Raw genomic sequence first — 15364 nt, forward strand, 5'->3', positions numbered from 1 at the left:
TGATTCTTGACTTAAGGAACAATCCCGGTGGACTTTTGAATCAGGCCGTAGAAGTGACGGATCGGTTCTTAAACAGGGAAAATCTTATTGTTTATACCAAGGGTCGTTCAGAAGAACAAAACATGAGGTTCACCAGTCATGATAAGGTTGCCGGGGTTACTTACCCAATGATCATATTGGTTAACGGAGGCAGTGCCAGTGCCTCAGAAATTGTGGCAGGTGCTTTGCAGGATTTAAACCGTGCTGTTATTCTGGGAACTCCTACTTTTGGCAAGGGCTCTGTGCAAACAATAATTCCGTTGAGCGATGGTTCTGCATTAAGGCTGACAACAGCTCGATACTATACACCTAGTGGGCGCGTTATTCAGGAAAATGGTATTGAACCGGATATTATTATTGAGAGAGCTGTTGTCGATGAATTAAAAAAAGAAGATGAAGAGGAAGAACCCAAAGAGAAAACCCGACTTCGCAGATTTTTGCGTGAAAAAGACTTGAAGAAACATTTGAAGGGTAAGGCCAGTATTGGTGATGTTGAGCAGGATAGTGATGCTGAAGACACAAAAATTGATGAAGAAACTGCTGAAGATACTACCAATGAGGACCTGATGAAAGATAACCAGTTGCAAGAGGCTGTTTCACTGCTTTCAGGTTGGGAGATTATGAAAAAAATATTTAAAAACCTGAGGGTTCCCAGCCCGGAACCAAATAGCCAAATAAGTATGAACTGATAACAGTCTCCTCCTCTGATTCTCTATTCATATATATTTAGATCACTAACCTGCTCATGCTCGTTCTTGGCATAGAAACCTCTTGCGATGAAACTGCTGCTGCTGTCTTAAAAGACGGTGATAAGCTTTTATCCAATATAATCAACACCCAAATAGAAGTTCATTCTGAATATGGTGGAATTGTTCCAGAATTAGCGGGACGATCCCATATTGAGAGGATTCATAGGGTTGTCAGGGATGCCGTCAAAAAAGCCGATGTGCAACTTGGGGATATCGACCTCATTTCAGTAACGATGGGGCCGGGATTGATCGGCTCTCTGTTGGTCGGTTTAAACACCGCTAAGGGACTTTCGTATGGGCTGAATATCCCTATGGTAGGAGTGAACCATTTAGAAGGTCATCTTCTGGCCATTTTCCTGCAAAAAAAAGTAGAGTTCCCCTTCATAGCACTTATCGTTTCGGGAGGTCATACCGACCTGTATAAAGTTTCAGATTTTGGTCAGTACAAACTTTTGGGAAGGACTCGCGATGATGCTGCTGGAGAGTCTTTTGATAAAGTTGGAAAAATGCTTGGCCTTCCTTATCCCGGGGGACCGGCTATTGAAAAATTAGCACGCAATGGAAATGGTAAGGCTCATAAATTCCCAAGGGCATATTTGGAAAAAGGCTCTCTTGATTTTAGTTTTAGTGGATTAAAAACGTCGGTACGAACATTTCTGAGCCAAAGGGAACAGGATAGTAAAATAACTCTGACAAATGAGGATATTTCAGCGGGATTTCAGGATGCGGTTATTGAAGTTTTAGTCAATAAACTTATTGAGGCCTGCAGGCAGGAGAAATTACAAAGAATCGTTGTTACAGGCGGAGTGGCCGCAAACGGTACTTTACGGGAAGCGGTTAAAAAGGAAGCCGAAGCCTGTGGGTTTGAATCTTATTTTCCTGATCCTGTATTCTGTACCGATAATGCCGCGATGATTGCTTGTGCCGGTTATTATAAGTTTACCCGGAACAACAAACCATTGGCCGATTTTAAAAAACTAGATGCAAAATCCAGCCTATTGGTAGATTAATCGAATATAATATGCGAGCTCTGGTAACAGGAGGTGGTGGTTTTCTTGGTGGTGGGATTGCTGAAGCTCTGCATGAAAATAACCATGAAGTTATTGTAGTAGGCCGACATAACTATTCGCATCTTCCCAAAGATATTAAATCATTCAAAGGCGATATACGAGACTTTGAATTCCTCAGAAAAGTATTCACAGGGGTGGATACTGTTTTTCACACTGCTGCCTTACCTGGCATTTGGGGTAAGGCAGAAGATTTCTACAGTATCAATGTAGTTGGAACTCAGAATGTAATTAAAGCCTGTCTGTTATCTGGTGTACAAAAGCTGATATACACGAGCTCCCCTAGTGTTGTATATGGTGAGTCCAGTCTTGAAGGAGTTGATGAAACTGCTCCCTATCCAGAAAAATACCTGTGTGAGTATCCCCGAACAAAAGCGATTGCTGAAAAGCTTGTGATTGAAGCTAATAGTGTGGACTTGGCCACGATTTCCATAAGACCGCATCTTATTTGGGGGCCTGGAGATCCGCATTTGGTTCCAAGAATTTTAGCAAAAGCTGATAGTGGTCGTTTGGTCAGGGTGGGGCCGGGAAAAAACAAGGTTGATATTATCTATATTGATAATGCTGTCTCGGCACACCTTAAAGCGTGTGAAGCCCTGGGTGTGGGAAAACCTACAGCTGGCAGGGTTTATTTTGTCAGCGATGGAGAACCCGTTAAGTTGTGGGACTGGATTGATGAATTGTTGAAAAATACAGGGCGACCTCCTGTAAAGCATAAAATATCTTACGATTTGGCATCAATATTAGGCTTCATATTTGAGACATTATATGGTTTTTGGGGTTTAAAAAAAGAACCTCCAATGACACGATTTATGGCTTCGCAGTTGGCAACTTCACATTATTTTAATATTTCCCGGGCTAAAAATGATTTTGGGTATGAGCCAGTTATAAGTCCTCAAGAGGGTATGAGTCGGCTTATTCAGTCGATGTCCCCAGAATATTGATGCGGTGGGCCATACACCCAGCTCCGAATCCGTTGTCGATGTTAACAACCGCTATTCCAGTCGCACAACTGTTTAACATGGTAAGAAGTGCTGAAACGCCGCCAAATGATGCCCCATATCCAATACTCGTAGGTACAGCAATGATGGGTTGATCTACTAATCCACCTACCACGCTTGCTAACGCACCTTCCATTCCTGCTACTACGACTATCACTCGCGCTTTACGAATTTGCTCAAGGTTATCGAGCAGGCGATGTATTCCTGCTACCCCTACATCAAAAATTGTTTCAGTTTCACTTCCCAAAGCTCGAGCCGTGACAGAAGCTTCTTCGGCAATAGGGATGTCTGAGGTTCCAGCCGTGATAATAGTTATCAAGCCTTGTCTTTTTTTAGACTTGTTCTTATCAATGACCAGAGTTTTTGCTCTCTCGTTGTACTCAGATAGTTTGGGAAGAGAAGACTTTAGCTTGTTAAAAGATTCCTTGGATAACCGTGTGGCAAGAATAGAATGTCCCGCACGATTCATGCTTTGGATAATTTTTTTTATCTGTGGAGCGGTTTTTCCCTGACAATATATAACTTCTGGCATACCGCTTCGCAAACCACGATGATGGTCAATTTTTGCAAAGCCCAGGTTCTCGAATGGCAGGGTCTCAAGCTTTTTTAAAGCTTGTTGCGGAGTTACTTTTTGGTCGTGAAGTTCATTTAATAGTTTTTTTAAATTCCGGGTATTCATTTCAAACCTTTTATGCCGGCAAATTCAGTAGATATTTCAACATTCATTAAGTCCTTTAAAGCCTGGCTGGGAGGCTTGTTTTCATGAAGGACATGATAGGTTTCTTCCATAATCGACGCTTGAACTTTAAATTTGCTTATCAGTGAGTGAGCCGATTTTACAGTTAAAACTCCTTCAGCGACCATTTTCATACTCTCAGTAATTTCCTTCAGTGTTTTTCCTTCACCTAGTCGCATGCCTAGTTGGCGATTGCGACTCAAGTCACCCGTGCAGGTGAGAACCAGATCTCCCAGGCCGCTCATTCCATAAAATGTTTCTGGTCTGGCTCCGAGCTCCGTTCCGATCCTGCTGATTTCAACCAGTCCGCGAGTGATGAGAGCTGCCCTGGTATTATATCCCAGGCCAAGTCCATCAGAAATTCCTGTGGCTATAGCGATAACATTTTTCAGTGCGCCACCAATCTCCACTCCTATCAAGTCATCGTTAGCAAAAACTTTCATTTTATCGTTGGTAAAAATTTTTTGGACCTGCTTAGCGGTCATAAGATCTTCTGCTGAAGCCAATAATGCAGAGGGAATTCCTTGTGCCACTTCCTTGGCAAAAGTAGGGCCGGAAATGGTAGCTGTATTGGTGCCTAAAACATCCTGAATTATCTGATGCCCGGTGAGTAGTGTCTCGTTTTCAATTCCTTTGCTTGCGCTGATAACAAGACAATCTTTCTCAACAAATGGCTTTATCTGGGTAAGTGTTTGCCTGATCACATGAGTAGGTACCACCAGGAGAATCAGGGAATGGCCTTCGACCGCTTTTTCAAGAGAGGAAGTGGGATGGATATTTGAGGCTAAAGGATGACCCGGTAAAAACCATGAGTTATCGCGAGTACGAGTTATCGTTTCACATAAATCCTGTTCATACACCCATAGGGATATTTCGCGGAATTTACCCGCCAAGTGAATCGCTAATGCCGTCCCCCAACTTCCTGCACCTAATATGGAAATTTTTTCATACATTTTTTCAAGACCCTCGAAAAATACGACTGCATTATAACCAATTGGGGATTGCAATGCTTGGAGAAATGGCTTGTCTGGAGATTACCTTTATGATTAAATAAAATAATTATTGCATTACAGAATTTAACAGTAACTCTTGGATATTTTCCTATCTTATTAAGGTTTTCCTAATGGCAAAACGTCTTAAAGTCAGCCGAAAAGACTTATTAAAAGAACCCGATCAGTTTTTATCCAGCTCTGAAAAAGCCTTGCTTTTCTTTACGGATAACAGTTCGACCGTTATTGGTGTAATTTCAGCCATAATCATTGTGGGCTTTTCTGTTTTAGGTTTTAAATATTATCAAGAAACGCAGACAATGAGAGAAGAAGCCTTCTATTTTGAAATAGTAAAAATTTCTGATAAAGCTGATGGCTCAACTGCGGATGCAGAGGCTATTTGGGAAAAGATGGGAGACAGCCTGCAAAAAGAGCGGGCATCTCTATTGCTGGGCGATCTTTACTTTCAAAACAATGAATATGAAAAAGCTGAGAAGCTTTATTCAATGGTTGTGAGTAATTCTTCCCCAGAGGAAGTTAATTACCAGATGGCTAAAGTTGGTTTGGCTCATAGCTATGAATCCAGAAAAGACTATAAAAAGGCCATTGGTCTGTTTAAATCGGTTATTGATTCCAATACAACTTTCCCCCTGTTTGATGTCTACTGGAGTCTTTCAAGATGCCATGAACTGAATAATGATGTATCTAATGCATTGCTTATTTTACGAGAAATGCAGATCAAATTCTCCGATAACCCTCAAATGGATAGAGTCGAAAGCCGTATCAAACAGCTTTCCGCTTGAGTATTAACAGCCCACTCGTAGTGGAATGAGTAAAAGTTTGTTAAGTTTGGATGAATGTCTCTGGATGAAAACAAACTATTTCCAGTAGCCAGCAGAATTGCTCTGCTACTATTATGCAAAAAATACCAAAAACTTTAATATCTATTCTTCTTCCTATTCTGGTATTTGTTGCTTTATTTTTTCCAATTGACTCCCTTTCCGTGCCGTTTATCAGTCTGGAAACAGAAATAGCTATGGGGAAAGGTGCGGATGTGGAAGTTTCCAGACAGTATGGAATTTACCAGGATAAAGAGCTTCAGTTATATGTAAATAGAATTGGCCAAAATCTGGTTTCCAGGCTTTCCGACAAGGTTTTCCCACGTTTTTACTTTCGTATTGTAGACAGTTCCGAGATAAATGCCTTCGCTTTACCCGGGGGTTATGTATACGTAACTCTTGGGCTGATGTCTTTGGTAAACAGTGAAGCTGAACTGGCAGGAGTTTTAGGACATGAAATTGGACATATAATTTTTCACCATGGCGCTAAACAAATGGTACGTAGCATAGGTTCACAAATTTTATCTTTGGGAGGAGCGATTGCCAGCCCGAAGAATGCCGGACAATGGCTGGCTGTCAGCACTGCTATGTCTCAGCAGATACTCATGGGTTATGGCAGAGAGGCGGAAATCGAATCTGATGAGCATGGGATATTGAACAGCAAGGAAGCAGGCTACAACCCCTATGGAATGTCAGGCTTTTTAAGAAGTTTGAGACGTAAAGAGATCATGTCTGGCCAATCTTATCATTCTTTCCAGGCGACGCATCCTGATACGCGTGACAGAATTGTCAAGGCTTCCCTCCTGGCAGGGCGGATGAGTAGTGGTGCGGACAATAATAAAAGCTTTCGAGAGCGATATTTGAACAAGATTCGCGGTCTGAAATACGCAGGTCAAAAGAGCAGTATAGATCAAAAACGTTACAAGCCTCAATATATTGATATCTATGAAGTGAAAAAGGGAGACACTTTTCAGAGCATAGCGGAGAAAGAGTTGGGGAACAAACGTAAAGATCTGGACATTGCCGTTTTGAATGGAAGGAAAGAGTCTAGCCAACCCAAACCTGGTGAATTATTAAAGATTGTGCGAAGCGGAAAGTTTAAAAAAGACAAAATACTCAATATTAGACCAAAAACTGTTGATGCCAGAAAGAGTGATAACTTGCCACTGCGTCGTAGATAATACTGGTTGCTGAGTTGGAAGAAATTTATCTGGAGAAATCGCATACCGTACACCTTAAGCCTGAAGGTGAAATTTGCAACCGGTTAAAGCAGGGAACCCGGGTCAAACTTATAAAGTGGAAGGGCGACTGGGCTCACATAACCTGGCGAAGCGGTAAAAAGAAAGGATGGATAAAACTTAATAATAGTTAAATATTTTATAAAAAAATAATCTTATTTCATTAATTAATCCCTCTTCCGGCAGTGATTAAATCATGAATATCTCCCCCAACAGATGAATCCTGCATATCACCTATGAACTCCATGGTGAACCCGGCGCCAGTTGCCTCATGATATATAACACCCCACATAGAAAGCTGCGCAAGGTTTTTATAGGTATTTTTACTATTTACAACTACAGCTGTGTTTGGATTCGGGTCCAGGGTAGTTACTCTGATAGAACCGAACTGAGCCGAATCAACAGTTGGAATTAAATGTGCATTTGAATTGATGCTACTTTGGAATTCTTTATTTAAGCTATTAATGGAAGGATGACTTTGATTGACAACAAAAAAACGGTGAGTTTCTCCTGCACCAATAGTAAATACAATGGCTCTTCCGGCAGCATTATTTACAGTGGTTGTCATACCAATGACTTCTAGGACAGCACCAATTTCAGTGGATGCGGTGTCAAGTGAAGGATGACTTACGCCAATGAAGGTATAACTTTCATTGGGTACAGCCTGAGCGTACGGAGATATAGCTAGACGGGTGCTGTCTCTAGTATTAGCGGCGTGGATAATGGAAAATGATATACCGCTCCCAAAGAATATAAATGCACTACCAGAATCAGTTGCAGAATTATTGTCATCTAAATAAGCTCCAACAATCACATCGCTGGTTCCATCACCATTAAAATCACCTGCTGCAATTGGTTGTGAGTGAAAACCTGTACTCCCCTCAAAAGACGTAGCAAACCCGTCTCCAGCACTTTGCCCATCTAGAATTACGTCAGCATCGGCATCAGAGCGCTTGGTTCCAGTTATACCACCATAGAAAATAAAGGCACTGCCGGAATCACTTTGTGCATTATTATCATCTGCAGGGGCACCAATAATGACATCTCCCTTGCCATCACCATTAAAATCACCTGCTGATGAAACTAATCCACCAAAACGATCGTCATCACTTTGTCCATTTAAAATCACATCTGCATCAGCATCGGCACGTTTAGTTCCAGTAAAACCACCAAAAAAAATGAAGGCACTGCCTGAATTACTTGTAGAATTATTATCATCTAATCTAGCGCCAACAATCACATCGCTCTTGCCGTCACCATTAAAATCTCCAGCTGAGGCCACATCACGCCCAAATTCATCGCCAGCACTTTGTCCATTTAGAATTATATTGGCATCAGCATCGGCACGTTTAGTTCCAGTAATACCACCAAAGAAAATAAAGGCACTGCCCGAATCACTTGCTGAGTTATTGTCATCTTTATGGGCACCAATAATAACATCGTCCTTACCATCATCATTAAAATCTCCAGATGAGGCGACAGAGTGACCAAATTCATCGCCAGCACTTTGTCCATTCAAAATCACATCTGCATCAGCATCAGCACGCTTGGTGCCAGAAATACCACCAAAGAAAATAAACGCACTGCCTGAATTACTTGAAAAATTGTTGTCATCCAAGGGCGCACCGATTATTACGTCGTCCTTACCATCACCATTAAAATCTCCAGCTGAGGCCACTGAAACACCAAAACTATCACCCGCACTTTGTCCATTTAAAATCACATCTGCATCAGCATCAGCACGCTTGGTGCCATTAACACCACCAAAGAAAATAAAGGCACTGCCGGAATCACTCGCAGAACTATTGTCATCATTCCACGCGCCAACAATTATATCGTCGATACCATCACCATTGAAGTCGCCAGCTGAGGCGACAGAAAAACCAAAGCTATCACCTGCACTTTGCCCGTCAAGAATGACATCAGCATCGGCATCGGCTCTTAGAGAGGGGTCTACCCAAAGAGGAAAATCAAAGTCCATATCTAGGTTGATCATTAATTTTAACTCATTATTAGAAACTTGGTAATGAATACCCCTAGTTAATGTTTCGAGGTTACCATCTACATATTCCGGTCGAGGAATTACAAAAAGGGTCTTCTCAATAGTTCCTTTATTAAGCTGCTGGTTTCGTTTTTTTAAAAATCTGCTGATTCGAGTTTGTAGTCCGTTATCCGAAATCTTGGAAAGTTCAGCTGAAGGATTTCTGGAATCAATAAGACGAACATCGTCATTATCTTCTAAAGAAAGATTCACACCCACGAATCTCCAGCGGATGACTTCTCCATCGGTATTGAGTGAATCTTTTCTAGGCAAATAAACAAATTCTCTTAATTGATTACTATCCGTATCATAGCGGTAAAGAATATCTTTACCCTTTCCCTTATAAACAAGGTAACGCCCAACAAGCTCACCTCTATAAGTTCCTTCAGATATTAAATACTGTTTAACCGTTTTATTTCTTGTCCTGATTTTTATAGGTGATCTGGAGTTTAAAAAAGGAGGAAAAACGATACGGGTCTTGCCACCAATGTTCACTCTTAAAGAAAAACCATCCCTACCTTTAATAAAAGGGCTCACATTCTCCCACTCAGGATCAAAAGCAAAAACATTCTTAGAATCAAAGGATCTTTTTTCAGCTTTAAGCAACTTTTCAAAAGACTTAGTTTGGGATATACCCCTGTCACTTTCAAATGACCAGGGGACAAGGTTTCCCCTAGTCATCATTACAGCTACAAAACACAAAAGTAGCAGGGTGATAATCTTATTGTAGTTTTTTTTAATCGTTTGATTCTGCTTCATTTATACGAGCTTTTTTGATCTGTAAAAAAGTTAAACTTTTAATATATATAACTTTAGTAAGACTATGGATTGCCCCACAGTCAGTGCCTGATTAACTCAAGGCATACTTGTCCCTAGGGTAATTTTCGACAAAAAATATTAAATCTTTATATATAACTTTTGAAATTTTTAGAGATGTGCTAAGGGTAAGAACGAAGGAATAAGGCTAAGGAATTTGTGAGCCGCAGTATAGACTAAATAAAAGAAAAAACCCCCGTGCTGATACAGCACGGGGGTTTTGTTTTTCAGTTTATTGCTACTTTTGTGATCCGACGAAATTGAGGCATGATCCAGATTTGAACCAGTTGATCTCTTTTTCATTGAGAGTGTGGTTCACCTGGATGGAGTCGCTCGAACCGTCTTCATGTTTGACAGTCAGTGTGACCGGTTTGCCGGGGGCCAACTGATCCAGTCCTTCACAGGTGATTCTGTCTTTGGGCTGAATCTTGTCATAATCCGAAGTATCCGCAAAAGTAAAGGGCAGGACAGCCTGCTTCTTCAGGTTCGCTTCAAAGATACGTGCGTAGGAGTTGGCTACAAATGCTCGACATCCCATATGGCGGGGTTCCATGGCCGCATGTTCACGACTGGAGCCTTCACCAACATTCTCCTGACCAAATGCTACCCAACCCAGTCCAGAATCTTTCAGGTTACGGGCTATTTTATTGAGCTCCTGGTTTTCCTCTCCTGTTACAGGATTATTACCTTTTCCTGTTTCGGAGTGGAATGCGTTTGTAGCACCGAGGAACATGTTGTTACTGATGTTGTCCAGATGACCGCGGAACTTCAACCACGGACCTGCCTGAGAAATATGGTCAGTTGTACATTTCCCACTTGCTTTAAACAATACCGGAAGATCTGTATAATCCGCGACCGGATCCTGTTTCGGGAACGGCTCAAGGAACGCGAGGCGTTCACTGGTTGGGCTTATAATAACTTCCCCAGACATGCTCGGCGCTTCATAACCAGCATCCTGAGGTGTGTACCCATTAGAAGGTAGAACCTCACCCGATGGTGGCTCAAATTTGAAATCGTTGCCGTCTTTGTCTTTCAACGTGTCGGTCAAAGGATTGAACTTCATCGAACCGCCAAATGCCATAGCAACAACCAACTCGGGGCTGCTGATGAATCCCAGTGTTTCGGGGTTGCCATCGTTACGCTTGGCGAAATTACGGTTGTAAGAGGTGAGAATGCTGTTTTTGTCACCTTTCTGGATATCATCCCGTTTCCACTGACCGATACAGGGGCCACAGGCATTAGCCAGGACAGTGCCGCCAACATCTTCAAACTCCTGCAATATACCGTCTCGTTTAATGGTCTGATAAATGGTTTCAGAGCCCGGTGTCACCATCAGGTTGGACTTTGCCTTGAGTCCAGCCGCTTTGGCCTGGCGGACCAGACTGACCGAACGGGTCATGTCTTCATAGCTGGAGTTGGTGCAGGAGCCGATCAAAGCAGCAGAAAGATCAGCAGGGTAACCTTTCTCATCCACTTCAGAGCTCATTGCTGAAACAGGACGACCAAGATCCGGTGTATGAGGTCCAACAATGTGCGGCTCAAGAGTATTCAGATCAATTTCATAGTACTCATCGTAGTATTTTTCAGGGTCTGCTTCAACTGATGGATCAGAACGCAAATGCTCGGCATACTCTTTACATAAATCAGCAATAGGCCCACGATCGGTAGCACGAAGATAAGGATCCATCATTTCGTCATAGCCAAAAGTTGAGGTGGTTGCGCCAATTTCAGCACCCATATTTGTAACCGTACCTTTACTGGTTGCACTCATGCTTCTTGCACCTTCACCAAAATACTCTAAAATTTTACCGGTTCCACCTTTAACTGTCAGCATGGTTGCCACTTTAAGAATGACATCTTTGGATGCGGTCCAGCCGTTCAGTTTTCCCGTTAGCTTAATTCCAACAAGTTGTGGCATTTTTGTCATGAAAGGTTGTCCAGTCATAACATCTACAGCGTCAGCACCACCCACACCAATTGCAATGGTACCCATTCCGCCAGCGTTTGGAGTGTGAGAGTCAGTTCCAATCATCATAGTACCGGGGCAAGCATAGTTCTCATAAACCACTTGATGGATAATCCCCGAACCGGGTTTCCAGAATCCCATGCCATATTTCATGGCGGCGGATTTCAAAAAGTCATAGACTTCTTTATTAGTTTCTTCTGCAGCTTTAAGGTCTGCCATGGCACCTGTATAAGCCTGGATCAGATGATCGCAGTGTACAGTAGTCGGAACAGCAACCTTTGGCATTTTAGCAGACATGAATTGAAGGATGGCCATTTGCGCAGTTGCATCCTGCATGGCTACACGGTCCGGACTAAGAAAAATATTGGAAACACCTCGCTCTAGTTTAGAATAGTCCGTATCGAGGCTCATATGAGTGTAAAGAATTTTTTCTACTATGGTTAAATCACGGCCCAAATTTTTACGTGCAGCATCACAAATGCTTGCGTAAGACTTAAACAGCTTTTCAATTGGAGCTAATTCCATTAACATTAGACTTCACCTTTTATTGAGATAGGGTTACAAATATAGAACCAGGCAAAGAAGTTGCCCGGTCAAAATTTCATATTAAGAAAGCCACTTTTTGAGGCGCATATTTTGGCATGGATTGGATCGGATTTCAATTTTTTTCAAAATACAGATTCGCCAGCTTTATTTATTAAATTATTTAAATACTATTAGATTTAGCTAATACTTGTTGCGAGTTTAATTTATGTATTCAATTTTTGATTCACAGGCATTTAACGCAAATCTGTTTTTTCCCAGGAAAGATACCGCTCAGACTCCGCGAGATTCTGAAGAAATTCAGGTCGAGGTCGAAAACGAGACAACTGTGCATATTCGCAGGCATCCATCAGCTGATGCCCGCCTTAGTTTATTGTTTTTTCATGGTAATGGTGAAATTGTGTCGGACTACGATGACCTGGCCCAACATTTTAATTCATTGGGAGTGGAGCTGATTGTCGCCGATTTTCGAGGTTATGGAAGAAGTACGGGGATTCCTACTCTCAGGTCTTGTCTTGAAGATGCCCATAAAATTTTTGACCTGTTGAAATCTACCGGTAAACTCAAGAACAAAGTTTGCGTCATGGGAAGGTCTTTGGGAAGTGCTCCAACGCTTGAACTGTGTTCCAGGCGTTCGGATGTGACAGGCTGTGTTCTGGAAAGCGGGTATGCAGACCCGATTCCTTTGGTTGAAAGAAGGGGGCTGAAAATAGAAAAAACCACTCCGGAAGAGGACGCACTGTTTAATAACAGCGAAAAGATCCGTTCGGTGAAGTGCCCTCTGCTGATAATGCATGGTTCCGATGATTTTTTGATTTCACCTCATGAGGCCAGGCTGAATTATGACAATGCCGGATCAAAAAAGAAGCATCTGGAAATTCTGGAAGGTGTTGGGCACAACGATATGATGATGGCATCAGAAGGTTCGTACTTTACAACTTTAAAGCAGTTTTTTGATATTTTGTGACAGGGAGTGCATTTTGAAAAAATTTTACAATATTGAAGGTATCATACGTAACGGATTTAAACTGAGCCGGGACTATGAGACTCTAGACTTCAGTTATGAAAAAGTTAATGACGCCGCTTTGCAGGCGTTTGCGAAGTCTAGATCCATTAAACAGCTCAGGAGATTGACAGTCAGCGGTAAAAAACTCACTGCTGTTTCAGCTCAGGCTATTGCAGAATCTGATCACCTGCCCAACCTTGAATCTCTGAAATTATACAAGAATAAAATAGGAGATGAAGGCATCAAATATTTTGCCGAATCTGAAAAACTTCCCAATCTTAAATCTTTAAGGTTGGCCTGGAATGATATTGGCCCAGAAGGCGCACGCTATTTGGCTGAGTCCACCCATATGAAAAACCTGGAAGCGCTGATGCTGTCTGAAAATCATATTGGTGATGAAGGATTAAAATACCTTGCCGAGGCAAAAGGACTGGATAACCTTGAGATTATTGATCTCAGAAAAAACAAGATCACCGATGAAGGTGCTAAAGCATTATCCAGGAGCAAAACCCTTTCAAAGCTTCAGACTATAGATCTTTCTGACAATGCTTTAACGGGTGAGGGATTCAATGCCCTGGCAGAATTCAAGATATTTAATCTCATTCGCGCACGGCTGGATGAGGAAGGTAAGAAGCTGGATCTCAGTAACCTTCGTATAGGCGACGTAGAATGTAAATGCATTGCCGAATGCGAAGATTTGAAAAACCTGACTCACCTTTATCTGGAGTTGAACAAAATTACTGTAGAAGGTGTGAAGCAACTTGCTGAGAGTGAATATTTAAAGAACCTCACCCTGTTGACTCTTGACCGTAACAATATTGGAGACCAGGGATTCATTCAGATCGTTAAGTCAGAAACGTTTCAAAACCTTCAAGTGCTCATGGTTGAAAACAACGGTATCACAGATGAAGGCATACGAGCCATTTGTGAAGAGGAGTGCATGACAAATCTGCTCCGACTATATATCGAAGAAAATGATACCACTGAAGAAGGATTTGAATTGCTGGCAGAACCTGAACATCTGCAGCAGTTGGAGTATCCTGAATTTGAGCGTGAAGAAGAGATTGAAGAAGAAGAGGAGGACGAAGAAGAATTCGAGGATATTGAAGATATAGAAGAAATTGAAGAAGAGGAGGATCTTGATGAGACGGAATATGAGAGCCAGTAACTCCCGTATAAGTTATCTTAATGGATATGAGTTAAGTGATTTTTCTACCAGGAAGTGCGCCAGAGGTCCTGAGACGTTTTCATTTTGAAGATTTCATTGATTTTTTCGGTGAAATTCTCATCAGTATAAGTCTTGGTATATTCATCCCCAGCCGTTCTATATGGGTTCCACGAAAGCGCCAGACGCTCAATGAACATTTCGTCCAGCGGTACATAAGTGATTTTCTTGATGATGCTGGTTTCAGAGTCCACCAGGATCGCCACCATATTGACTTCCTCTTTTGCGAATAATGCTTCGATAAATCCTGGCGCTTCTTTTTCCTGCTGGGCCGGATTGCAAGGGGTTTCCAGCAACCAGTCTTCACTGCCTATCGCGAAAATAGGAATTGAGGGAAACTCTGACTCCGCTACCAGTTTCGCCTTCCATTCCCCATCAAAAGCTTTGATTTGAGCTTCTGAGGGACTCGGAACCGACGCGATGAGCAACATTTCACCGCTCTGGGAAAATGAAAGTCCACCACCATGTCCGGAAATAGGTAAGGGGCAGGCCTTGCCTTCCTGAAAACTTACCGTTTGATCCATTTCATCCATAATTATTCTGTTCTCAAAGTTAAAAAAGTTATTTTGTGTGAGTTAGTCACTGTTGTCAAGCCCACCGCATTTATGATGCTGCGGGAATAAAAAAGGTTCAATTAGTCTCAGTTCATTAAACCAGTTGAGTTATTGGTTCGGTTCGGTTACGCTTAACGGTTAAAACACTGGTAAGAAAAGAATTTCGCCTTATGAATGTTACCCTGATTTCTCACGCTTGTCTGCTTATTCAATCCCGCGATACCACTGTACTGACGGATCCTGTATTTTTTGATTATTTGTGGGAAGAATGCAATATCCAGTGTCCGAGTATAGATCTTGATAGATCAAAAATGCCCAAAGTGGATGTTTTAAATATTTCTCACCGGCACCAGGATCATTTTGACATCCGCACCCTGGCTTATCTTGCTGACGATTCCGGCATATTGGCTCCAGACGCAGTGGTTCTGGCTCCCCGTGATGAGATTCTGCTTGAGGTTTTAAGCGAACTGGAATTCAAAAATGTGATCGTGGTGGAAGATTTTAAAACACTGGAGATCAAGGGGTTAACTCTAACTCCCACACCTTCTTTGAATC

Annotated in this window: 13 protein-coding genes; 8 read left to right on the plus strand and 5 right to left on the minus strand. The window is 42.0% G+C overall.

Features of this window, described 5'->3' with window-relative positions; all coding sequences use genetic code 11:
• From F3741_11105 to F3741_11115, 3 genes are all read left to right on the plus strand, one after another.
• Positions 1–728, plus strand: a 728-nt coding sequence (locus tag F3741_11105) for a peptidase S41 (GenBank protein ID MZG31327.1), incomplete at its 5' end; no start/stop codon positions are given.
• A 50-nt stretch (positions 729–778) separates the two neighbouring features.
• Positions 779–1798 carry a tRNA (adenosine(37)-N6)-threonylcarbamoyltransferase complex transferase subunit TsaD gene (tsaD, locus tag F3741_11110; GenBank protein ID MZG31328.1) on the plus strand — a complete coding sequence of 340 codons (1020 nt, stop codon included), beginning with the start codon at positions 779–781 and terminating at the stop codon, positions 1796–1798.
• Positions 1799–1809: 11 nt separating this feature from the next.
• The gene (locus F3741_11115; GenBank protein ID MZG31329.1) at positions 1810–2799 is read left to right on the plus strand and encodes an NAD-dependent epimerase/dehydratase family protein; all 990 of its coding nucleotides are present in this window, start codon (positions 1810–1812) and stop codon (positions 2797–2799) included.
• Here F3741_11115 and larB read toward each other — a convergent pair.
• Complete coding sequence (gene larB, locus F3741_11120) at positions 2771–3535, minus strand: nickel pincer cofactor biosynthesis protein LarB (GenBank protein ID MZG31330.1); 765 nt, start codon at positions 3533–3535, stop codon at positions 2771–2773. The two genes, F3741_11115 and larB, sit on opposite strands and share 29 nt — an antisense overlap.
• Positions 3532–4545, minus strand: a complete 1014-nt coding sequence (locus tag F3741_11125; GenBank protein ID MZG31331.1) for an NAD(P)-dependent glycerol-3-phosphate dehydrogenase — start codon at positions 4543–4545, stop codon at positions 3532–3534. Before F3741_11125 ends, larB begins: the two co-directional genes overlap by 4 nt.
• Positions 4546–4715: 170 nt before the next feature.
• Between F3741_11125 and F3741_11130 the strand changes: the two genes are divergently transcribed.
• Both F3741_11130 and F3741_11135 read left to right on the plus strand, forming a co-directional pair.
• Entirely contained in the window at positions 4716–5384 is a 669-nt protein-coding gene (locus F3741_11130) for a tetratricopeptide repeat protein (protein MZG31332.1), read from the plus strand.
• Positions 5385–5527: 143 nt separating this feature from the next.
• A complete protein-coding gene (locus F3741_11135; GenBank protein MZG31333.1) occupies positions 5528–6601 on the plus strand; it encodes a M48 family metalloprotease in 1074 nt (357 codons plus the stop codon).
• A 220-nt stretch (positions 6602–6821) separates the two neighbouring features.
• Here the strand turns inward: F3741_11135 and F3741_11140 are convergent, their stop codons facing one another.
• Positions 6822–9458, minus strand: coding sequence for a hypothetical protein (locus tag F3741_11140; protein ID MZG31334.1), 2637 nt, complete (start codon positions 9456–9458; stop codon positions 6822–6824).
• A 295-nt stretch (positions 9459–9753) separates the two neighbouring features.
• Entirely contained in the window at positions 9754–12012 is a 2259-nt protein-coding gene (locus F3741_11145) for an aconitate hydratase (GenBank protein MZG31335.1), read from the minus strand.
• A gap of 220 nt (positions 12013–12232) precedes the next feature.
• Between F3741_11145 and F3741_11150 the strand changes: the two genes are divergently transcribed.
• The gene (locus F3741_11150) at positions 12233–12991 is read left to right on the plus strand and encodes an alpha/beta hydrolase (GenBank protein ID MZG31336.1); all 759 of its coding nucleotides are present in this window, start codon (positions 12233–12235) and stop codon (positions 12989–12991) included.
• Positions 12992–13001: 10 nt separating this feature from the next.
• A complete protein-coding gene (locus F3741_11155) occupies positions 13002–14198 on the plus strand; it encodes a hypothetical protein (GenBank protein MZG31337.1) in 1197 nt (398 codons plus the stop codon).
• 44 nt (positions 14199–14242) lie between these two features.
• Here the strand turns inward: F3741_11155 and F3741_11160 are convergent, their stop codons facing one another.
• A complete protein-coding gene (locus tag F3741_11160) occupies positions 14243–14779 on the minus strand; it encodes a hypothetical protein (protein MZG31338.1) in 537 nt (178 codons plus the stop codon).
• A 200-nt stretch (positions 14780–14979) separates the two neighbouring features.
• Here F3741_11160 and F3741_11165 point away from each other — a divergent pair.
• Positions 14980–15364: MBL fold metallo-hydrolase (locus F3741_11165; GenBank protein MZG31339.1), on the plus strand; the 385-nt coding region annotated here is incomplete at its 3' end.

The organism is Nitrospinota bacterium (assembly GCA_009873635.1).
Lineage (GTDB): Bacteria > Nitrospinota > Nitrospinia > Nitrospinales > VA-1 > LS-NOB.